We start from the raw sequence: 21,253 nt of genomic DNA on the forward strand, positions 1-21,253 counted from the left end.
CTTCATCAGCTACCAGCTTCATGACCCGCGATCAGGCCACCCATCCCATCATCAACCCCTGGATCATCGCTATCACGGTGATGCTCAGCACCTTTCTGGAGGTGCTGGACACCTCGGTGGTGAACGTCAGCCTGCCCTACATCGCCGGCGGCCTGTCGGCCACGGTGGACGAAGCGACCTGGGTGCTGACCAGCTATCTGGTGGCTAACGCCATCGTCCTGCCCATCACCGGCTGGCTGGCCAACCAGTTCGGCCGCAAGCGGTTGCTCATCACCGCCGTCGCCGGTTTCACCGTCGCCAGCCTGTTGTGCGGTTTGGCGCCCTCGCTGCCGCTGCTGGTGCTGTTCCGCTGCCTGCAGGGCGCCTTCGGCGGCGCGCTACAGCCGATTTCGCAGGCCGTGCTGCTGGAGTCGTTCCCGCCCCAGGACCGCGGCAAGGCGATGGCCTTCTGGGGTCTGGGCATCGTCGTGGCGCCCATTCTCGGTCCCACGCTGGGCGGCTATTTGACCGACATGTACTCCTGGCGCTGGGTCTTTTACATCAATCTGCCCATCGGCATCGCCAGCATCATCATGACCCGGATGTTCCTGTTCGACCCCTCCTACATCAAGCCGAGCCGCAGCCGCGTGGATGGCTGGGGACTGGGCATGATGGCGGTGGGCATCGCCTGCCTGCAGATCATGCTCGACAAGGGACAGGAGGCCGACTGGTTCGGCTCGCATTTCATCGTCGCACTGGCCATCATCGCCTTCGTCATGCTGGCCGGCTTCGTCGTCTGGGAACTGACCGTCAAAGACCCCATCGTACATCTACGGGTCTTCAAGGACCGCACCTACGCCACCGGCGTGTTCCTGATGACGACGCTGGGTTTCGTGCTCTACGGCAGCCTGGTGCTGCTGCCGCTGTTCATGCAGGTGCTGCTCGGCTATAGCGCCATCACGGCCGGCCTATGGACCGCCCCGCGCGGCATCGGCGCGCTGGTCTTCATGCCCATTGTCGGCATCCTGATGTCGAGGCGCTGGGATCCGCGGCTGCTGCTGACCTTCGGGCTGCTGGCGGCGGCGCTGGGGACCTACCAGTTCTCCTTCTACAACCTGGCCACCGGCCCCTGGTCGTTTTTCTTTCCGCAGATCATTCAGGGCGGCGGCATGGCCTTCATCTTCGTGCCGCTCACCACCGTCACCATGGACGCCATTCCCCTCAAGGACATGGGCAACGCCACCAGCCTGTTCAATCTCACGCGCAATCTGGGGGCCAGCGCCGGCATCAGCGTGGCGACCATGCTCGTCGCCCGCCGCTCGCAATTTCACCAGAGCCGCCTGACGGCGCAGATCACCAGCGCCAGCCCGACGTTGCACGCCATGCTGCAGAACTTCACCCACATGCTGGTCATCCGCGGCATGGATGCCGCCACCGCCTCCCACCAGGCGCTGGGCGCCGTCTACGGCATGGTCGTCAAGCAGGCCGTGATGCTCAGCTACATCGAGGTCTTTTATCTGCTTGCCATCATCTTCGTGCTGATGGTGCCGCTGGTCATGCTGATGAAGCGCCCGTCGCACGGCCGATCGGTGTCCATGCACTGAGGTACGGCATCCACTATGGACCAGCGCCCCGCCATTAATCCCTGGTTGGTCGCCATCGCCATCGTGCTGCCCATCACCGGCTGGCTGTCGAACCATATCGGCCGTAAGCGCCTGCTGCTCACCGTCGTCACCGGCTTTACCGTCTCCAGCGTCCTCTGCGGCCTCGCGCCCAACCGCCCTTCCTGATTACCTGCCGCATTCTGCAGGGCACCACCGGCGGCGGCCTGCAGCCCCTCTCCCAGGCCGTGCTGCTGGAGGAATTTCCCCTGGAGCAACGCGGCAACACCATGGCCGCCCGGGGCATGGGCATCGTCGTCGCGCCGGCTATCTCCTCAGCCGCGCCTTCGATTCCCGTGGCGGCAGCTTGGAGGAGCCCTGAGCGCCAGCGGGCGGACCCTGCCGGGAATCGAAGCCCGCACTCCAAGCGACCATCGGGAGCGACCCGGGCTGTGCAGGAGGCGCTCGCACACATGCAGGGGCTGCTCATCGGCCACGGCGTCAACCCTGCCGACGCGCAGCACATCGCCACCGGCCTGCTTTACGGAACCGTCCAGCAGCAGGCCGCCTACGCCAGCTACATCGACGTCCGTGCCTTCGGCATCATCTTCTTTGCCGGTATCCCCCTCCTCTGGCTCATGCGCAAACCCCGCACCGGTGCCAAGCCCGGCGCTGGCGCCGCCCACTGACGCCCTGCGCCCAATGGTAAAATCACTACCATGACGACTACCATTGATGCTGCCGGAAGAATCGTCATCCCCAAGGCTATCCGCGAGGAGGCAGAGTTTGGACCGGGCACCGAGATTGAAGTGGAAGTCGACGACGGCCGCGTCGTACTCTCCCCGCGCGTCGCCCACTGGCATACCGAGGTCCGTGATGGAGTGACCGTTATGGTCCCGGACCGCCCGGTCCCTCCGCTCACCGCGGACATCGTAAACCGCACGCTCGCGCGCATCCGTAACGAACGCGGGCGCATGCCGCGGAGGCGCCCGACGGGCCCTCGAACAGGCCGGCCGCGCTCCCCCGCATGAGCCGCTTCCTGCCGGACACCAACGTCATGATCGCGATGATCCGGCCGTGGCAGGATCTGCATGCGGCTGCGAACGCGGAATGGCAGCGCCGCATCGGAGCGGACGAGCAGCCTGTCATGGCTGTCCACTGCTGGTCGGAGGCGTATTCGGTTCTGACGCGCCTGCCGCCCGCGCACCGCAGCCCGCCCACAGAAACCTGGGACGCACTCGAGCTGGTCTGGAAACGGTTTCCAACTGTCGCTCTGGATGCCGGCGAATGGCTGGCGACGCTTGCCTCCTGCGCCCGTGACGGCATCGGCGGCGGGCGCATTTACGATGAGCTGATTGCCGCTTGCGCGCGCAAGGCCAAGGCCGACACCTTGCTGACCTTCAACCCGCGCCACTTCGAACGCCACGCCGATTGGTTCGCAATCTGCGTGCCGGGCCGCGCCTAATCCAGAAAATCGAGCTTGGGTTCGTGCGGAATCATGCCCGCGGCGTGCCCGCGCCGCAGCAGCTCCGCGATGGCGCGCTTGTCGTCCTCGCCGTAGCGCAGCGTCCGCTCGTTCACGTACATGCCCACAAACTGATCCGCCAGATGGTCGTCCATATCGCGCGCGAACTGGTGCGCGTAGGCCAGCGCCTCGTCCCGGTGCTCGAGGCCGTATTGAATTGAAGCCTTCAACACCGTCGAGAGCTCCGCGGCGAACTCCTTCGGCAGTGCCCGCCGCACCACGTTGCCTCCCAGCGGCAGCGGCAATTGGGTGCTGTCCAGCCACCAGCGCCCCAGATCGAGCACCTTGTGCAGCCCCGAGGCCGAGTAGGTGAGCTGGCCCTCGTGAATCAGCAGTCCTGCCTCAACCCGCCCCTCCACAATCGCCGGAATGATCTGATCAAACGGAATCACCGTCGTCTTCACTTCCGGATGCCACAACCGCAGCACCAGCGCCGAAGTCGTACGCTCGCCCGCGATCGCGATGGTCTTGCCGCGCACTTCTTCCGGCGTGATCGGCCGCGCCGCCACAATCATCGGCCCATAGCCGTACCCCACGCTGCCGCCGTGGTTCAGCAGCCGGTAGTTGTCCTGCAAATAGGGATAGGCGTGAAAGCTGACCGCGGTCACGTCAAACTCCTGCGCCAGCGCGCGCCGGTTCAGGTCCTCGATATCGCTCAGCACGTGCTTGAACTTCACTCCCGGCAACCCCACTTTGTGGGTCGCCAGCGCGTAGAACATGAAGGCATCGTCGGAGTCGGGGCTGTGGGCGACAGAAATTTCTTGCGGGGTCTTCTTCATACGAATGGGCGCGGCGATACGCCAGGCGCAAGCGCTTCCAATCCGGGGATGGAAGCACGAACTCTGATTTTACCACGGGGCCGCTCTAGGTCTTCGTCAGCTCCGTGATCAGTGTTTCCCGCCGTGCCAGCGCGATGTGGTCCGTCTGCTCCAGCACCTGCCGATAGGCCATCGCCGCCAGCACCGTCAAAATCACCAGTGCCAGCAGTCCCACTTCCGGCTGACGCAGTCCTTTCGCCACCACCACCGCCAGCACCACCAGCGCGATCGCCACCGCTTCAATCGCCATCGCCATCATGCTGCTCACACCCCGTGCCGCGTGCCGCCCCATGCGTCCGATATCCATCTTCTTGGGCAGATACAGCGATACCAGATTCCCGGCGGTGAAGCTGCAGATCGCGAGGAACACGTAGCCCAGCACCGCCGCCGTCAGCATGAACGCCGTCGGCCGATAGTGCAGCAACCGCGCCACGATGTACAGCAGCACCCCCTCAATCGCCAGCAGTACCGCGTACACCAGGTTTTTTCCTGCCAGGATCTCGCCGAACCGCACCGGTGCCATAAAGTAGAGCTGCACCCCGCCGGCATCGGCGCCGCAGACGTTATACACCAGATTCATTAGCGTCATCACCGCATAGGCGAGACCGAAGGGAAAGGCGTACGTGCTCCAGAACTGATCGCTACGGGCGCCGCTGGAGCCTCCGAGCATAAAGAGCACCATCAGTGCCAGCGGCATGGCCAGTGCAAAAAATACGTAGGGACTGCGCCGCATGTAGTCGTACTCTTTGCTCGCCACCGCCATCGCCGGCGTGTCGCCGCACGGCCAGCGCACCCGCACCCGCTCCGGCAGCGCCGGCGCCATCGGACGGCGTGGCGCGGGCGCATTCGGCACGGCCTCGCTGATCACCTCGCCCGCATACTCCGCGTGCAGCCGCAGGTTCAGCAGCTTCAGCACAATCGCCGCGCACACCGCCAGCAGCACCAGCGCCCCGATGCTCAGCAGCACGTGCCCCGCCGTGCCCGCTGCCAAAACCTTGGCGGGCAGGCCGGGTGGCAGCCACGACGCCAATGGTACGAACAGCGGCAGGTGCGCCGCCGCCGCGGCATTCGTGCGCAACCGGTGCGTGATCGGCCCGAGAAAATCGATCCCGATGATGACGATGAAAAACACCACCGCCAGCATCTCGCGCGTGCGCCGCTTCGCCAGCCATCGCTCCAGCCAGGCGGCAATCATCTGTGTCAGCAGCAGATTGAAGGCGACATACAGCAGCCCGGCCAGAATCGCCGGCGCCGCCAGCCGAGGCCGCGCGATAGTGACGCCGATCATCAGCCCCAGCGTGCACAACGCGCCCACCAGATTGGCCACATCGAAGGAGCCATACAGCACGCGCACAAAGCTGTAGGCCCGGAAATTCAGCGGATAGCGGGTCAGGTGGCTCAGGTCGGGATGGTCGGCGAACGCCGTCGCTGCCAGCGGAAAAATCTGCCAGAACAGAAACAGCGGCCACAGCAGCATCCCCAGCCAGATGGCCTCGCCATTGTGAACGAAGTGCCAGCCGCCAATAGCGAACCCGATCGCCCCGCCCACCCCCAGAATCGTGAACCAGATGCCCGCCCACGCGTGCGAAATCGCCTCCAGCGCCCCGCGCGTGGTCCGCATCCCGTTCATCATGAGCTGCCAGCGCACCCCCAGAATGGCGCGGAGTTGATCTTGCAGCCGCAGCGGCGCCGCTGCGGTCAGCTCAGCCACGACAACTCCTGCGTCACTCCTTGCCCCGAACCCACAATCCGCAGAAAAATCTGCTCCAGCGTCAGCCGCTCCGCTGCCGCTCCTGCGGCTTCGCCGCCTTCGCCGGCCGCCACCGCTTCCGCCGCTACGCCTTGCCGCAATTGCTCGAGCGATCCCTGCGCCACGAGCTTGCCGTGATGAATGATGGCCACGTGACTGCACAGGCGCTCGACAATTTCCAGCACATGGCTGGTCAAAAATATCGTCGCCCCGCGCGCAATCATGTTTTGCAGCATGGTCTTGAGCGTCATCGCTGCCACCGCGTCCACGCCCTCGAACGGCTCATCCAGAAACAGCACCTTCGGCCCGTGAATCACCGCCGCCGCCAGCGCCAGCTTCTTCTGCATGCCGTGCGAGTAATCGGCAATCAGTTTGCGTCCCGCGTCGGTAAGCTGCATGAACTCCAGCAGTTCGCCCGACCGCCGCGCCGCCGTCACCCGGTCGAGCCCGTACATGCGGCCGACGAAGTTTAGATATTCCGCCCCCGTCAGCCGGCTGAACAGCGCCATCCCTTCCGGCACCACTCCAATCTGCCTTTTGACCTCAACCGGATGGCTAAACAGATCCAGCCCCAGAATGCTCACCCCGCCGCTGCTCGGCGCCAGCAGTCCCGTCAGCATCTTGATCGTGGTCGATTTGCCCGCGCCATTCGGCCCCAGAAACCCAAAAAACTGCCCCGGTGCGACTGCCAGCGTCACATTGTCCACCGCCGTAAAGGTCCCAAACGTCCGCGTCAGGGCATTCGTTGCGACCGCAACCGCCTCATCCATCCCCAAAATGTAGCACGCCGTTGCTCAGCGCCTGATACCATAGCTGGCTATGGGGAATGAAACGCTACAGGGGGCCCTCGAACTGCTCGTTCTCAAAACCCTCGAGCGTGCGCCCAAAGACGGCATGCATGGCTTCGGCATCGCCGAGCATATCCTGGCGGCCTCCAACGATCTGCTGCGCGTCGAAGAAGGCTCACTCTATCCGGCGCTGCACCGCATGGAGCAGCAGGACTGGATCGCCTCCACCTGGGGCGTTACCGCGAACAAGCGCCGGGCACGCTACTACCGCCTCCGCCCCGCCGGCCGCCGCGAGCTCGAGCGCCAGCGCGCCGGCTGGCGCCAGACCGCGGGCGCCGTGACGTCGTTTCTGGAGGCCTAAGCCATGCGCCGCTACTGGAACCTGTTCCGCCGCAACCGTCTCGTCCGCGACATCGCCGAGGAACTCGCCACCCACGCTGCCATGCTCGAAGAAGCCAACCGGTCCACGGGCGCGAATCGCCGCCTCGGCAACGATCTCGCCCTGCGCGAGCGCACCCGCGCCGCCGATGTGCACGTCTGGCTCGACGAGCTGCTGCGCGATATCGGCTTCGCCCGCCGCTCCCTCTGGCGCGCCCGCGGCTTCGCCGCCGTCGCCGTGCTCACTCTCGCCCTCGGCATCGGCGCCACCACCGCCATGTTCAGCGTAGTCCGCACCGTGGTGCTCGATCCGCTGCCCTATCCTGGCGCCGCGCGCCTGGTGAGCGTGCGTATGTACGAATCCTGGCAGGGCAAGCGCCGCCTCATCGTAAATCTGCCCACACAAGTCCTGCAGGCGCTCAGCAGGAGCCGCGCCTTCACCAGCGTCGGTATCGTGGGCTACGACGACGACGCGGTCGTGGTCGACGGCACAGCGCGCGACGCTTACGTCTCGGCCGCTTCGCCGCGCCTGCTGGCAACCTTGCGCGTGCGGCCTGAAGTGGGGCACGGCTTCAGCGCAAGCGGGCAGGACGCTCTCGTCAGCGATCGCTTCTGGCACACACAGTTGGGCAGTTCGCGCGCAGTCATCGGCAGAACCATCCGCATTGGCCGCAGGCTCTACGCCATCGCCGGGGTGCTGCCACCCGGCAAGGCGTACCCGCCGTACACGTCCGTCTGGATCGCGGGCACCCCCGGACCGGACGCGACCGGCCAGGTTATCGCGCGCCTACCGGACAGCGTGCCCTTGGCGCAAGCCCGATCACAAGCGCAGGCAGCCATCGCCGTCATCGCCCAGCGCCAGGCGCGCGCGCTTCATTCCTGGGGTGCAGACGGTCTGGCGCTCGTGCCGCCCATGGAGCAGCTCGCCCGGCCGCAGGCTCGCACCGCGCTTTGGATGCTCTTTGCCGCCGTCGTCTGCCTCTTGCTCATCGCCTGTGCCAACACTACGAACTTGTTGCTTGGCCGCGGCCTGGCGCGCCACCAGGAATTCGCGTTGCGGCGCGCCTTGGGCGCGGGCCGCCTGCGGCTGGCCTCGCTTCTTCTGGCCGAGGGCCTGTGGCTGGCGCTGGCGGGTGCAACAGCCGGGGCCGGGCTGGCGTGGCTGCTGCTCCGCCTGGCGCGACTGGGACCCGAAAACATTCCCCGTCTCGACGCCGTGCAGCTCGATCCAGCGACGTTAGGGTTTGCCGCCGCCGTGGGTCTCGCCGCCGGATTGATCTGCGCGCTGGCGCCGGCGCTGCGCTTCGCCCGCACGAGCGTCAGAGATTCACACACACAGCGCCTGCGCCAAGGGCTCGTGATCGCCGAAATCGCGCTCACACTTGTTCTGCTGACCGGCGGCACGCTTCTGGTCCGCAGCTTCAGCAATCTGCTCAACACCGACCCAGGTTTCACTCTGAGCCAGACGACCATCATCGGTCTCACCGCACCCAGCACGGCGGCGGAAAGCAAGCATCTGGCCTGGCCGCGCCGCAGCCAGACCTTCCAGCGACTCCTGGCGCGAGTGCGCGCGCTCCCCGGTGTCACCGCGGCCACTTACACCGTGCACCTGCCCTTTACCCCCGAAAACAGCGCGTTTCTGCGCCTGCCCAGCACACCCGGCCAGAGCCACGCCGCCACGGGCATGATAGAGATCGGCCCACACTATTTTGCGGCGATGGGCATTCCCCTGCTCGCGGGCCGTTCGTTCTCGCCGGCAGAAGAGAGTCAATTCCCGGGCAAGTCGATGCCCGTGGTCGTGAACGCTGCTCTGGCGGCACAATTCTGGCCTGGCCAGCCACCTGCCTCCGTTCTCGGCCGAAGCCTTGCCCAAGGAGATGACTCCGACGTGATCATCGGCGTCGCCGGCAACACGCGCGACAACGACGATCTGGCCGCGGGCAGCCGGTCGCAGGTGTACTTCCCCTACTACGGCAATTTCGACGAGGTGGAGTTTCTCGTTCGCTCGCCGCTGCCGCCCGCCGCCATCGCACAGGCGCTCGAAGCGCTACTCCCAAGGGCGAGCGCCAATCTCGTTGCAAGCCAGCCCATCACCCTCAACGCGGCGCTCGCAGCCGCCTTGGCGCAGCCCAGGTTCCGCGCCCTGCTGCTGACGCTCTTCGCTCTCCTCGCCTGGCTGCTGGCGCTCGTCGGCCTCTATGGTGTGCTCGCCTTTCAGGTGCGCCAGCGCCGGCGCGAAATCGGGGTTCGCATGGCCCTCGGCGCCGACAGCCGCGCCGTCATCCGCATGGTGCTCGGCCAGAACCTGGCCGTGCTCGCCGCAGGGATCGCCGCCGGCTGGCTGCTGTGCTGGTTTCTGTCGCGCTACATCTCCAGCCTGCTGTTCGGCGTCAGCGCTTTCGACCCGCTGACCTGGCTGCTTGCCGGCGCGGCCCTGCTCGCCGCCGGTCTGCTCGCCAGCTTCCTTCCCGCACGCCGCGCCCTCCGCATCGACGCTGCCGAAACCCTCCGCTGCGAATAGTAAACTGTGGCCCGATACTCTGCCTATGGCCACTGAACCGCTTGCTGCCGCGCCGCCCACCGGCATCGCCCCCTCCACCCCGCGCTGGCGTCTGGCAACGCGCATCGCCTTCCGCTTCTGCTTCGTCTACTTCGGCCTCTACATCCTGCTGACGCAGATGCTGACTTCGCTGCTCTTCGTCACCACCAACGACAACGGTGCCTTCGAGCTGGACATGACCTCGCCCGCGCGCGCCGTTATCACTTGGATCGGGACCCACGTCTTTCACCTCGCTCACATGCTCACGCGCGAGACCGGCAGCGGCGATCGCCATTACGACTGGGTCGAGCTGGCCCTGATCTTCGTGCTGGCGCTGGCCGCCACGTTCGTCTGGTCCGTTCTCGACCGCAAGCGCGAACAGTACACCAAGCTGTTCCGCTGGTTCCGCGTAGTCGTGCGCTTCGCCCTGGGCGCCACGCTGCTCACCTACGGCATCGTCAAAATCTTTCCGCTGCAGATGTCCCCGCCTGGCTATCACCGCCTGCTCGAGCCCTACGGCAGCTTCTCGCCCATGGGTGTTCTCTGGGCTTCGATCGGCGCCGCGCCCGGCTACGAATTTTTCGCCGGCTGCGCCGAATTTCTCGGTGGCGCGCTGCTGCTGTTTCCGCGCACCGCTATCCTCGGCGCCCTCATCGCGCTCGCCGACGCTACCCAGGTCTTCCTGCTCAACATGACCTACGACGTGCCGGTAAAGATCCTTTCCGGCACGCTGATTCTCCTCTCCGTGCTGGTGCTGGCCCCCGAAGCTCAGCGCCTCTGGGACGCCGTCGTGCGCAACCGTCCCGTCGCGCCCTCACGCCACTTCGAGCTCTGCCGCAGCCGCCGCGCCAACCGCATCGCTCTCGGCGTACAGGTCGTGATGGCACTGTTCTTGATTCTCGGCAACGTCTGGATGGGGGTTAAAACGTTCCAGTCCCGCCCGCCGCAATCGCCCCTCGCCGGCCTCTGGCAAGTCGAAACCTTCACCCTCAACAACCAGCCCCGCCCGCCGCTCGTCACCGATGCTCAGCGCTGGCAGCATGTGTTCTTTGTCTCCGCCAACCGCCTGATGGTGCAAACCATGCCCGGCAACTTCGAGAGCTACAAAGCCGCACTCAACACCGCCGCCGGCACCCTCGCCCTCACCCCACCCCAAGGCCCGCCCGCCCAGTTCACCTTCCGCCACCCCACACCCGACCAGCTCTTCCTCACCGGAACCCTGGACAACGCGCGCCTCCAGGTCTCCTTGCAGCTCATCCCCCGCTCCAGCTTCCGCCTCGTCAGCCGCGGCTTCCACTGGGTGCAAGACGCTCCCTTCGACCGCTAAGCGCAGCGCCTGGCCGGGGCGACGGGCCCCCGGCCGGGCGCGAGCAAAGCGGGACGCGCGGCGCAGCCGCGCAGGGGGCCCGCGCCAAGCAATGTCGCAAGACTCTCCCTTCAACCGCTGAGCGGCTAACCACTAGCCACTAACCACTAGCCACTTCTTTTCTACCGCATACTGAAAGCGCATGCCTCAGGGCGCAACCCAAGCAGAGCGTTTCCCCGCACGGCGCTCGGCGGCGCTCGCCGGTTCCGGCATTCTGCTCAGCCGGCTCTCGGGCCTCGTGCGCGAGCGCGTCTTCGCCTACTTCTTCGGCAACTCCGCTGCCGCCGATGCCTTCAAGGCTGCCTTCCGCATTCCCAACCTACTGCAAAACCTGTTTGGTGAAGGCGTGCTTTCGGCGTCCTTTATTCCCGTCTACATCGGCCTCATGGCCAAGGGCGATGAAGAGGAAGCCCGCCGTCTCGCCGGCGGCATTCTCGCCATCCTCGCCTTGGGCACCGCCATCTTCGTCGCCATCGGCGTGGTCGCTGCGCCCTGGCTGATCGACCTCATCGCCGCTGGCTTCCGCGGCACCACGCGTCTGCTGACGATCCGCCTGGTGCGAATTTTATTTCCGGGCGCCGGCCTGCTGGTGATTTCGGCCTGGTGCTTGGGCGTGCTCAACAGCCATCGCCGCTTCTTCCTGTCCTACGCCGCGCCGGTAATCTGGAACGGCGCCATCATCGCCGCCATGGTCCTGTTCGGCTGGCGCTATGGCCGCTTTGACTTGGCGGAATGGACCGCGCTCGGCGCCGTCGTCGGCAGCGGCTTGCAGGTCGCCATCCAGTGGCCCGCCGTCCATAAAATTTTGGGCCAGCTCCGCCTCTCGCTGAACTATCGCGCCCAGCACATCCGCGAAGTCATCCGCAACGCCGCGCCGGTGTTTGCCGGCCGCGGCGTCATTCAGATCAGCGCCTACATCGACGCCTGGCTGGCGAGCTGGCTGCCCACCGGAGCCATGGCCACGCTGGCCTATTCGCAGACGCTCTATCTGCTGCCCATCAGCCTGTTCGGCATGTCGGTTTCGGCAGTCGAACTGCCCGCCATGTCCGGCGTGGTCGCGGGCGAAGATGCCGAAGCGCAACTACGCCAGCGTCTGGGTTTCGGCCTGCGTCAGATTGCATTTCTCGTGGTGCCCTCCGCGGTCGCGTTCCTTGCGCTTGGCGACGTCATCGTTGCCGCCATCTACCGCACCGGCGCCTTTGGCTCCAGCGACGTCCTTTGGGTCTGGGGTACGCTCGCCGGCGCCAGTGTCGGCCTGGTCGCATCCGGCCTGGGCCGCCTGTATTCGTCGACCTATTACGCCCTGCGCGACACCCGCAGCCCGCTCAACTACGCCATGGTCCGCGTCTCGCTGACGACGGTGCTGGGCGTCATCGCCGCCTTCTGGCTGCCTGGCTGGCTGGGCATCAACGCCAAGTGGGGCGTCGCCGGCCTGACGCTCGCGGCCGGCATTGCCGCCTGGGTCGAAATGACGCTCCTCCGCCGTGGCCTGCGCCGCCGCATTCAGGCCCCGCGCGTCTCGCGGCTGTTTCTGGCGAAAATCGCCTCCGCCGCCATCGCCGCCGCCATCGCCGGCCGCGCCCTGCTGCGCGCCCTGCCGCACTGGGGCACCTGGTCCACCGCTATCCTGGTGCTCGGCCTCTACGGCGCCGTCTACCTCAGCGCCGCCTGGGCGATGCGCGTTCCTGAACTCCGCGCCCTCCGCCGGCTGCTGCGGGCGCGGTAACGTTGAGGTAGGCGGGGGTCGTTATAGCCGGTTCGCCAGGACTCGTCCCCGTCACGGTGATCGTGTAGAAACCGGGCGGGGTGCTGGTTACGCCCGTCCCGCTCAAGTCGATATTGTTAATCGGCGCGCTGGCTGCAATGGTCAGCCGGGTTTGCTCAGCGGCCGCCTGGCCTGGCGAGAACGTCACCGAAATCTTGCAGGTTGCATTCTGCGCGACCGAGCTGCCGCAGTCATTCGTCTCATGAAAGTCCGCTGCATTTCCGGAACTGAATGAGATCCCGCTGATCTGGAGTGGCGCGCTGCCGGTACTGTACAGAATCGCCGTGATCGCCGCGCTCGTCTCTCCTACGCCGACGTTGCCGAATCCAACGCTGGACGGAGACAGCCAGCCGGTGGCGTTGCCTTGATTCGATGGGGGAGGAGGTGGCGGCACAACTACCTGTGATGGAGAGCCTCCGCAGGCCGCCAGCAACATGAGAGCTAACGTCAGGCCGCCGCTGCATGCTGCTGCACGCAGGCGCCGTTTCGCGGTAAGCATCGCTCCGGCTACTGCAGCCCCCAAGGCCACCAGCGCAAACAGCAGCCGCCAGTCCAGCGGCCAACCTACACCCCAAAAGCTTGCCGATGTAGGCGGCGCCTTGGTCGTAACGGTTAGGGTTGCCGTCGCCGGATTCTTGCCGTCCGGGGTCAATGTGGCTGGGGAAAATGAGCAAGCCACGAATGGCGGCAAGTTGGAGCAGCCAAGCGTCACCTCGGCGGCAAAGCTACCGTAAGGCGTTAGGGTGATGTTATAGGTGCCGCTCTGGCCCTGGGTGACCGTCGGCGTACTCCCGCCGCCAAAAAGCCTAAAAGTCTGCACTGTGCCCTGCAGGCCAAGGCCACCGAGAGAGTCGCCGTCGGGCCCCGTTACCCCAAACGACACGGTCACAGTCGGGTCCGGCGCGCTGGAAGGCGTCGGTGCAAAGGACGCGGTGACGGTGCAGCTCTTGCCGCTCGCCAACGTGGCCGGGCAATCCGAGCTGACCGTAAAGGGCACCGTGGAGGAGAAGGGCTTGAGCGCAAGCGACAACGCGCCTTGGTTGGTGAGCGTGGCCGTCTGCGTTGGGCTTGACTGCCCATATGGCTCTGGAGGGAACGTGAGCTGCGTGGGGCTGAAGACTGGGTTAGCCGGCGTCGGCACTGTAAGCACATTCGAGGTACTCGCCACGAAGTTCGGTGCGCTGAACTTCGCCGTGATCGTAGCCAAGAGCCCGGGTAGCTCCGGCAAGGAAAACGTCCCCTCGGCCCGCTCCATACCGGTTGATGCATCAATCTGCGACCCGGAGACCTCGACCGGCACTAGCGCGCTGCTGCCGTTGTAAATTTGAACGAACTCGTCTAGCGCAGTCTGACTCTGGGCCTCCAGCACAACGTTGATGGTCGCGTTATCCCCCGCGCTAATGCTCAGCGTGGTTGGACTGGGATTGACGATGAGCGTCACCGGCGCCGAGGTTGCCGCATTATAGCTGCTGTCGCCAGCATAGGCAGCGGTGTATTGATAGGTCTGTGCCGAGTAGGGCGTACTCGAGAACGCCTCACTGCCGGTGGGGTCGAGCGAAAAACTACCGGGAAGAAAGCCCTGCCCGATCGGCGTGAGAGTGACGCTGCCTGTGGCGATCGCACTGCCCGCCGGCCCACTGACCACAACCTGTTCGACCACCGGATCCCCAAAGAATACGGATGAAACTGGCTTCGCGGGATCGCTGGTATAGAACTCCATGGTGACCGTGGGCGTAATCTTTGCCAGCGTTACGTTCACCGGCACTGACGTGCTCGGCCCGTAGTTGGCGTCGCCCTCGTAGCTCGCCACCACGGTATACGTCCCGCCGGGCAGCCCTGCGGTCGAGCTCGCCAGCGTCCCGCCCGAACCCAGCGCAAAGCTGCCCACCGCCTGCTCACTGCCGTCGCTGAATTGCGCTAGCAGATCCACCGTGCCCGTAGGCGCCGGGCCGCTACTTCCCCCGGTGACACTGATGTTCAGCGGAATGCTCTGCCCCACGGTGGCGTTCGCCGGCGGCTTGAGCGTCAGCGCTGTCTGGCTCACGCCAAATTTGATGCTGCTCCAGTCGTTCACCAGATTGGCAACGTTGAGCGATCCCAGCCCGGTGGCTTCGTCATAGCCGGGCACGGCGTTAAAACCCAGCTCCCCGCTGGTGGGGCAGTCGGGCGAGCCCGCCACGCAGGGTACGTCATTGCTGCCGCTGGTGACATCGTGGTAAACGCCCGAGGTCGACGCCAGCCGGTACAGCACCGGATTCGCCAGCCCCTGCCCCTTACCGCTACCACTCTTCTGATCCACCAGCGCCATCACTCCCGCGAATGACGGCGTCGAGGCCGACGTGCCGCCCACCACATAGAAATGGAAGCTGCCGTCCGCCGCCACCTGGCAGCTCAAGCCCAGGCAGATCACATAGGGGTCATGGCCTGCAGAAGAATTAAACGCAACGTCCGGCACCAGACGCATGCCGCCGCTGATCGCCGCCACCCCCGGCGCCACCTGCCAGTACGGCCGCGCGTACACGCTGCTGGCACCGCCCGATCCCGCGGAAATGCCGGTGCCGGCCTGACCACCGCCGATCTCATCCCACGGCAGCTCAGGAATATAGCTCAGTGCCGAGGAGTAATCTGCCGTTCGGTTCGCTCCCCAGTAGCTCGTTGTGCTGCTGCCTTCGTTAAACTGTGTCCCGCCCACCGCCGTGTCGTAAGGGGTCGAGGCAAACCCGCTCACCGCCAGCCCGTTGCTCGCGGCGGCGGCGCTCGGGTCGTCGCATCCCGCAGCCCCGTTGTCGCCCGCGCTCACCAGCACCGTAATCCTCTCGGCGGCAGCCTGCTCCCACAGGCTGTTAAAAAACTCATTCCCCGCCGCCGTCATTTGGGCTTCGCACAATCCGTAGCTGGCCGTCAGAATCGGCGCCAGATCGTGATCGACAATGTACAGCGCCGAGAGCACGATGCCGTCGGTCGTAGCGCTGCTGTCGGCAACCACCAGATCTACCGTCGCGCTGGGCGCGGCTGCGCCCGCCCATTCCGCGTCCAGCGTGGCCTCGTTCCCATCGTCCTGAAGGATGCCGGGGGCATTCGCAGTGGCCGGCACCACGTGCAGGCTGCCCGTCGCGCCCGGCTGAAACAGGTTCCGGAAATCGCTGACGTCGCTCGGAGTGATTTCCGAGCGCGCTACGATCGCAATCGTTTCCTGGTTTCCATTCACACCCTGCGCAAGTACAGGACTGATGTTGTAAATCGTGTTGAAGTCACCCGGAACCAGCGCATGCAGATTTGTGCCGTTGTACGTGAAATCCAACTCGGGCGACGGATCCAGCACCGTCGCCACATGGCCCTCGCCTTGACCCAAAACCTGAATCGCCGGCCGCGATACGAAATTGTTCAGCGATACCACCCCCGCCACCACCGGCGCCAGCGCCGCCGGAATCGCCGGATCCGTGGCGTTCGCCCAATACTGCCGCATGGTTCCGCCCGGCTGCTCCGCCCGGTAACGATGCATCGTGGTGTGCAGCCCTTGCCGCACGCTCGCCGCGGTGCCGCTGAAGTCAATCACCAACCCGCCCGGCGACACGTCATTGACCGTAAAGCCCTGCTTCTCCAGCCACTGCTCCACCGTCGCAATGTCGCTCGCCGCCGGCCCAAACTGCTCCCCAAATTGTTGCGGCGTCAGCCCGTGATGGTATTCCGGCGAACCCGCCGTGCGTTGCGCCGCCAGCAATTGCCGCAGCGCTACTTCCTGCGTCGGCGAGCGTCGCAGCAGCAGCAGCATGTGCTGCAGCTCCAGATCCGGCGGCGCGGCGCCTTCATCTATTGCGGCGTGCGCGCGCCAAACCGTGTTGCCTGGCAGTCGTACCGTCTGCCGCAGATCGACCGCGCTCCGAATCCGTCGGGGCGCTTGTGCAAAGGCCGTCGCAACCAGTGCCAGGTAAATCGCACACTGATACTTCCCACTCATCAGGCTGCGAGATTATCAGAGTAGAACCTCAGATACAACCCACCGAAAGCCCCTGCCGCGTGGCGCCACTTTCGCAATTGTCGCGCCATCGCCACCGCGTTCGTGCCAGCATCACCGGCGGCATTGTGATTGTGAAACTCGCCGTCTGGCCCGCGCTCACCGTAGCCGGTCCGCCCGCCGCCAAATGCGCCACAATCGTCATTTGGTGGCAGCTCTGATGGCGGCAGCTTGGAGGAGCCCTGAGCGTCAGCGGGCGGACCCTGCCGGGAACCGAAACCCGCACTCCAAGCGACCATCGGGACCAGGGCAAATAGTGGCGAGCCACGGATCCCCGGGCGCCAGCGACCAACGGCGGCAACCAGGCCAAAAAGTGGCGCGCCAATTTCGGCCAAACTGGAAAAGCCACGGTTACGTATTCGCATTCAGGGAGTGAACTCATGCTGAGCCCAACCAGCGAAACGGACGCCGGCGAGCTGCTGCAGCGCTTAACGCTGTATGCCTATGGCCTTTTTGGCTGTTTTCCCCAAGCGGCCGCCGAACCCGTCTTGCGCGCCTCCGGCAAAGGGCCCGAGGACCTGGCCATGGATGTCCTGACCCGCCACTTCGATCCCACCGACACCCGCGTGCGCTGGGAACCCAGCCGCGGCCCGGTACTCAGTTACCTCAAAACCGTCCTTTGGCATGATTTTCTCGACCTCAAGCGCGGCGGCCTGCACCGCAGCACCACCGGCGCCGACGATCTCGACGCCCTGGCCGCGCCCCAGTTGCGGCCCGATGTCCGCCTCGAGCGCACGCAGCAGCGCGAACGCGTGCTCGCACAATTAGGCGACGAACCCGAGTTGCGCTCGCTCGCCGCCCAGCAGCTCGATCCTGACGGCTGGCCCGGCTACACCAATCAGGAGCTGGCGGCGCGCCTCGCGATCACCGTCAGTGAAGTAGAAAACCGCAAGAAGCGGCTGCTCCGGCGGCTGCTCAAGATTTGGCGCCAGCAGGCCGCCCCTGCAGCCTTGGCGAAGTCCTAGGGAGAACCCGATGAATAGCGATGAGAAAATCCGGCTGGCGGCAGAAGCCCTGTTGCCCCAAGATGAGAGCCTGAGCGCGGCCGAGGTCCGCGACCTGCTGCGCGAGGCCGGCGCCGATCCGGACGCCCTGCAGGCCACCTTTGCCGCCCAACTACCCCTGGAATCCTGTGCCGCCTTCCGGGCGCTCTTGCCCGCCTATCGCGCCGGCACGCTGCCCCCGCCGCGCCGCCTGCTCGTCGAAGATCACCTGCACCACTGCGTCGCCTGTCGTCACGCCCTCCACCCCACCACTGCACCAGCCGCGATCGCCGCGGCCAAACCCCGGCCGCGCGCCATCCCTGTTTGGCTGGCGGCCGCGGCCGCCATCATCGTAATTGCCGTCCTCGTCTGGGGCGCGCGCGCCGGCGTGCTGCCCGGCCAGTCGCAAGCACTCGCCACCGTCGCCCAGAACAGTGGCACGGTCTTCTCCGTCAGCGGCGCCAGCGTCCGTCCCGTCGCTGCGGGCACGGTGCTCAATAGCGGCGCCGAAATCCGCACCGGAACTACGCAAGGCGCCGAGCTGCAGCTGCGCTCCGGTACCCAACTCGAGCTGGCCCGCCGTACCGACGTCCTCCTCCAGCGCGGCTGGACGGGCACCACCATCCACCTCCTCCACGGCAACCTCATCGTCCGCGCCACCGATCACGGCTGGGCGCGCCGCCTTTATATCGCGACCGCCGATAGCCGCATCACCGACCAGGGCACGGTCTTCTCCGTCGCCCACGGTCTGATGGGCTCCCGCGTCGCCGTCGCTCAGGGCAGCGTCGCCTTCCGTTACGAGCGCGGCGGCCAGAATTACACCGAAACCGTCCTCGCCGGTCACGAAGCCACCAGTAATCCCCGCCTCGGCCTCGTGCCCATGCGCGACGCCTTCGACTGGAGCCAGAACGCCGGCCAGTACCTCGCCATGCTTGACGAGTTGACCAACATGGGCAAACAGCTCGAATCCCTGCCCGCACCCCCGCCGCGCCATCAATCCGCCCTGCTTTCGCTCGTCCCCGCCAACGCCTTTGTCTACGCCGCCATCCCCAACCTTAACCAGACGCTCACTCAGGCGCACTCCATCCTCGAAAGCGACTTGGGTAACAGTCCGGCACTCGAAGCCTGGTGGAACCAGCCCTCCGCCCACGGCGGTCCCACCAACGGTCAGCAACTCGAAAGCATGCTCAACACCCTGCAGTCGCTCACCAGCTATCTCGGCGATGAGATCGCAGTGGCTGCCGCCCGCAAGCCCTCCGCGGGCGTCGTCATTCTCGCCTCGGTCAGCAAGCCCGGTCTCGCCGCTCAACTCGAGCAGCAATCCGGCCACGGTCCCCAGCCGCGCGTGCTCTCCAATCCCGCCGCCGCTGGTCCCGGCAGCAGCAAATCCATGCTGATCTGGATCGGCAACGGCAAACTCGTCGCCACGCACAACGGCACGCTCCTGCAGGAATGCGCCGCCCTTGCCGGCCAGCCGGGCCCCGGTCCATTTCTTGCAACTCCGCTCTATCAGAAAGTCGCACCCCTCTATCAGGCAGGCGCAAGCTGGATTCTCGCCGCCGATGTGAACCAAATGCACTTCGGCGCCGTACATAAAACCGTGAATCCCGCGCCCTCCAGCGGCTCCCATCCGGAATTTCTGGTGGCCCGCAGCCAGTTGCACAGTGACGGCACGCCATCTTACGTCCAGGTTGACTTCAGCGGCCCGCGCACCGGTCTCTTCGGCATATTGGCCGCGCCCGGTCCCATGGGCGGCCTGCAGTTTCTTTCGCCGAACGCCACCATAGCCGTCAGTTTCCTCACCGAGTCTCCCGCCCAGGTCATCGCCCTGCTGCACGGCAACCATCACCATGCTCAGCCCGCCAAGCCGCAAACGCCCGAACAACAGGCCCTGAACGCCGATCTCAAAACCATCTCCGGTCTGCTGGGCGGCGAATTTACCTTTGCGCAGGACGGTCCCGTGCTCCCTAAGCCCGCCTGGAAAGCCGTGGTCGAAGTCAACGATTCCCAGGCCATGCAAAACGCCATTGTGCAACTACTGCACGATGGCGACGCCGCCGCCAATCCCAAACATCACTTCACCCTCACCCAGCAGTCCACCAACGGCAACACCATCTACAGCGTCAACCAGAACGCCGAAACCGTGTTGGCCTACACCTACGCCGGCAGCTATTTACTCGCCGGATCGAGCGTCGCCGAAGTCCAGGACGGCCTCCAGACCGACGACTCCGGCACGAGCCTGCCCTTCTCCAGCCAGTTTCAGGCCCAGTTGCCGCAGAACGGCCACACCAATTTTTCCGCGTTGTTCTACCACAATCTCGGCGACCGCCTCGGGCCGCTGGCGCAAAAACTGCTGCCGTCGATCTCCTCCACCTTCCAGCCCGAGGTCAAGGCGCTGCTCGGCAACGCCACGCCAGGCCTGACCTACGCCTACGCTGCCCCCACCTCGATTGAAGTCGCCAGCACCCGCGGCCTGCTCGGCCTCACCCTCCAGAACATGCTAGCGTTAGGTCTATCGCCGCACAAAACCGTGCCCAAAGGCTCCCATGGCCATCGCTGATAGCGCCCTCCCGCAGGTAACGCCGGTTGCCACTCCGGTAATCGAGTTGGAAAACCTGCGGGTCCGCTACGGCCAGCGCATCGCCCTCGACGGTCTCACCGCCCGCCTTACCGGCCGCGCCGTCGGCCTGCTCGGTCCCAACGGCGCCGGCAAATCCACCCTCATCGCCACCCTCCTCGGTTTCGTCAAACCCGCCGCAGGCTCCGCCCGCCTCCTCGGCCAGCCGATCGGCCGAGGGCGCGGCAAAGGGGAGGCCGACCAACGGGAGGCCCGGGGCGCAGCCCCGCCTGAGGGCGGCGTGAGCCGCGTGGGGTACATGCCCGAAAACGACGCCTTCATCGGCAACATGAGCGCCGTTGCGCTCACCCGCATGATGGCCGAACTCAGCGGACTGCCGCCCGAAACCGCTCTCGAACGCGCCCACGAAAGCCTGTTCTATGTCGGCCTCGGCGAAGCGCGCTATCGTCCCCTGAACAGCTACTCCCAAGGCATGCGCCAGATGGCCAAGCTGGCGCAGGCAATCGTCCACGGCCCTAAGCTGCTGATCCTCGACGAGCCCACCAACAGCCTCGATCCCGAAGGCCGCGAGCGCATGCTCCGGCTCATCCGCCAGATGCGCGACGCCACCGGCATGCGCATCATTCTCTGCTCGCATCTGCTCCGCGACGTCGAGCAGACTTGCGACGAAGTCCTCATCCTCAAGCACGGCCGCGCCGTCCATCAGACCCGCCTTGATGCCACGCCGCCCGCTTCGCGCCTGCTCGAGCTCGAAACTGCCGATGACGGCACCGCCTTCGCGGCCACCCTCGCTTCCCTCGGCTGCGAAGTCGCCCGCCGTGGCCGCCGCCTCAAAACCGTCCTCCCCTCCGGCCTCGAACTGCGTGACATCTACCAGGCCGCCGCCGCCGCCAACATCCAGCTCCGCCGCGTCCAGTTCCGCCGCGACACCCTGGAAGACATCTTCCTCCGCGCCATGGACGAGAACGGAACTTAGCTTCCGCCTGGCCTAAATTCACGGAACCGCCCTCCCCCGAGCCCGTACCTTCTGGGCAGAAGAACCGCACCGGGCGGGGCGTAGGGGCCCCCGGCCCGGTGCAGCGAGGACGGAGAGAGCGGGCGGCTTTGCGAGGCCCCGCAGGGGCCGAGTGGCGCAGGCGCCAATGGCGCCTGCGCGGGTGCCCGCGAT

At 65.9% G+C, this 21,253-nt stretch carries 15 protein-coding genes; 11 read left to right on the forward strand and 4 right to left on the reverse strand.

Going from position 1 to position 21,253, the window contains the following annotated elements; all coding sequences use genetic code 11:
* The first annotated feature begins 20 nt into the window (after positions 1-20).
* The 4 genes from EPN33_11600 to EPN33_11615 all read left to right on the forward strand — a co-directional run bounded on the left by EPN33_11600 (position 21) and on the right by EPN33_11615 (position 3,045).
* Entirely contained in the window at positions 21-1,583 is a 1,563-nt protein-coding gene (locus EPN33_11600; protein TAN21266.1) for a DHA2 family efflux MFS transporter permease subunit, read from the forward strand.
* Between the two features lie 245 nt (positions 1,584-1,828).
* Entirely contained in the window at positions 1,829-2,269 is a 441-nt protein-coding gene (locus tag EPN33_11605; protein ID TAN21267.1) for a hypothetical protein, read from the forward strand.
* Positions 2,270-2,299: 30 nt separating this feature from the next.
* Positions 2,300-2,611: an AbrB/MazE/SpoVT family DNA-binding domain-containing protein gene (locus tag EPN33_11610; GenBank protein TAN21268.1), complete on the forward strand. Its 312-nt coding sequence runs from the start codon at positions 2,300-2,302 to the stop codon at positions 2,609-2,611.
* Complete coding sequence (locus EPN33_11615) at positions 2,608-3,045, forward strand: PIN domain-containing protein (GenBank protein ID TAN21269.1); 438 nt, start codon at positions 2,608-2,610, stop codon at positions 3,043-3,045. Before EPN33_11610 ends, EPN33_11615 begins: the two co-directional genes overlap by 4 nt.
* Here the strand turns inward: EPN33_11615 and EPN33_11620 are convergent.
* The 3 genes from EPN33_11620 to EPN33_11630 all read right to left on the reverse strand — a co-directional run bounded on the left by EPN33_11620 (position 3,042) and on the right by EPN33_11630 (position 6,443).
* Positions 3,042-3,884: an ABC transporter substrate-binding protein gene (locus EPN33_11620; protein ID TAN21270.1), complete on the reverse strand. Its 843-nt coding sequence runs from the start codon at positions 3,882-3,884 to the stop codon at positions 3,042-3,044. The two genes, EPN33_11615 and EPN33_11620, sit on opposite strands and share 4 nt — an antisense overlap.
* 85 nt (positions 3,885-3,969) lie before the next feature.
* Complete coding sequence (locus tag EPN33_11625) at positions 3,970-5,634, reverse strand: hypothetical protein (protein TAN21271.1); 1,665 nt, start codon at positions 5,632-5,634, stop codon at positions 3,970-3,972.
* Positions 5,622-6,443 carry an ABC transporter ATP-binding protein gene (locus EPN33_11630; GenBank protein TAN21272.1) on the reverse strand — a complete coding sequence of 274 codons (822 nt, stop codon included), beginning with the start codon at positions 6,441-6,443 and terminating at the stop codon, positions 5,622-5,624. Before EPN33_11630 ends, EPN33_11625 begins: the two co-directional genes overlap by 13 nt.
* Positions 6,444-6,492: 49 nt before the next feature.
* On the opposite strand from EPN33_11630, the gene EPN33_11635 reads away from it, so the two are divergent.
* From EPN33_11635 to murJ, 4 genes are all read left to right on the forward strand, one after another.
* Positions 6,493-6,822, forward strand: a complete 330-nt coding sequence (locus EPN33_11635; protein ID TAN21273.1) for a PadR family transcriptional regulator — start codon at positions 6,493-6,495, stop codon at positions 6,820-6,822.
* Positions 6,823-6,825: 3 nt separating this feature from the next.
* On the forward strand, positions 6,826-9,360 hold the full coding sequence (locus EPN33_11640) for an FtsX-like permease family protein (protein TAN21274.1): 2,535 nt from the start codon (positions 6,826-6,828) through the stop codon (positions 9,358-9,360).
* A 25-nt stretch (positions 9,361-9,385) separates the two neighbouring features.
* Positions 9,386-10,705 carry a DoxX family protein gene (locus EPN33_11645; protein ID TAN21275.1) on the forward strand — a complete coding sequence of 440 codons (1,320 nt, stop codon included), beginning with the start codon at positions 9,386-9,388 and terminating at the stop codon, positions 10,703-10,705.
* A 181-nt stretch (positions 10,706-10,886) separates the two neighbouring features.
* Positions 10,887-12,470: a murein biosynthesis integral membrane protein MurJ gene (gene murJ / locus EPN33_11650; GenBank protein TAN21276.1), complete on the forward strand. Its 1,584-nt coding sequence runs from the start codon at positions 10,887-10,889 to the stop codon at positions 12,468-12,470.
* Here murJ and EPN33_11655 read toward each other — a convergent pair.
* Positions 12,403-16,467 (reverse strand): choice-of-anchor D domain-containing protein, encoded by a 4,065-nt coding sequence (locus tag EPN33_11655; protein ID TAN21277.1) that lies wholly within the window; start codon positions 16,465-16,467, stop codon positions 12,403-12,405. The two genes, murJ and EPN33_11655, sit on opposite strands and share 68 nt — an antisense overlap.
* A 437-nt stretch (positions 16,468-16,904) precedes the next feature.
* Here EPN33_11655 and EPN33_11660 point away from each other — a divergent pair, with 437 nt between their 5' ends.
* From EPN33_11660 to EPN33_11670, 3 genes are read left to right on the forward strand one after another with little or no spacing between them, the layout of a single operon-like run.
* The gene (locus tag EPN33_11660; GenBank protein TAN21278.1) at positions 16,905-17,489 is read left to right on the forward strand and encodes a hypothetical protein; all 585 of its coding nucleotides are present in this window, start codon (positions 16,905-16,907) and stop codon (positions 17,487-17,489) included.
* A 10-nt stretch (positions 17,490-17,499) separates the two neighbouring features.
* Positions 17,500-20,067: a hypothetical protein gene (locus tag EPN33_11665; GenBank protein ID TAN21279.1), complete on the forward strand. Its 2,568-nt coding sequence runs from the start codon at positions 17,500-17,502 to the stop codon at positions 20,065-20,067.
* A complete protein-coding gene (locus tag EPN33_11670; GenBank protein TAN21280.1) occupies positions 20,054-21,061 on the forward strand; it encodes an ABC transporter ATP-binding protein in 1,008 nt (335 codons plus the stop codon). Before EPN33_11665 ends, EPN33_11670 begins: the two co-directional genes overlap by 14 nt.
* Positions 21,062-21,253: the final 192 nt, after the last annotated feature.

The sequence above is a fragment of the Acidobacteriota bacterium genome, from assembly GCA_004299485.1.
Classification (GTDB): domain Bacteria; phylum Acidobacteriota; class Terriglobia; order Terriglobales; family SCQP01; genus SCQP01.

Coding starts and splice junctions, on each gene's coding strand:
- EPN33_11640 (TAN21274.1), top strand. CDS start 6,826: ATGCGCCGCTACTGGAACCTGTTCCGCCGCAACCGTCTCGTCCGCGAC.
- EPN33_11665 (TAN21279.1), top strand. CDS start 17,500: ATGAATAGCGATGAGAAAATCCGGCTGGCGGCAGAAGCCCTGTTGCCC.
- EPN33_11655 (TAN21277.1), bottom strand. CDS start 16,467: ATGAGTGGGAAGTATCAGTGTGCGATTTACCTGGCACTGGTTGCGACG.
- EPN33_11610 (TAN21268.1), top strand. CDS start 2,300: ATGACGACTACCATTGATGCTGCCGGAAGAATCGTCATCCCCAAGGCT.
- EPN33_11670 (TAN21280.1), top strand. CDS start 20,054: ATGGCCATCGCTGATAGCGCCCTCCCGCAGGTAACGCCGGTTGCCACT.
- murJ (TAN21276.1), top strand. CDS start 10,887: ATGCCTCAGGGCGCAACCCAAGCAGAGCGTTTCCCCGCACGGCGCTCG.
- EPN33_11630 (TAN21272.1), bottom strand. CDS start 6,443: ATGGATGAGGCGGTTGCGGTCGCAACGAATGCCCTGACGCGGACGTTT.
- EPN33_11615 (TAN21269.1), top strand. CDS start 2,608: ATGAGCCGCTTCCTGCCGGACACCAACGTCATGATCGCGATGATCCGG.
- EPN33_11635 (TAN21273.1), top strand. CDS start 6,493: ATGGGGAATGAAACGCTACAGGGGGCCCTCGAACTGCTCGTTCTCAAA.
- EPN33_11660 (TAN21278.1), top strand. CDS start 16,905: ATGCTGAGCCCAACCAGCGAAACGGACGCCGGCGAGCTGCTGCAGCGC.
- EPN33_11645 (TAN21275.1), top strand. CDS start 9,386: ATGGCCACTGAACCGCTTGCTGCCGCGCCGCCCACCGGCATCGCCCCC.
- EPN33_11600 (TAN21266.1), top strand. CDS start 21: ATGACCCGCGATCAGGCCACCCATCCCATCATCAACCCCTGGATCATC.
- EPN33_11620 (TAN21270.1), bottom strand. CDS start 3,884: ATGAAGAAGACCCCGCAAGAAATTTCTGTCGCCCACAGCCCCGACTCC.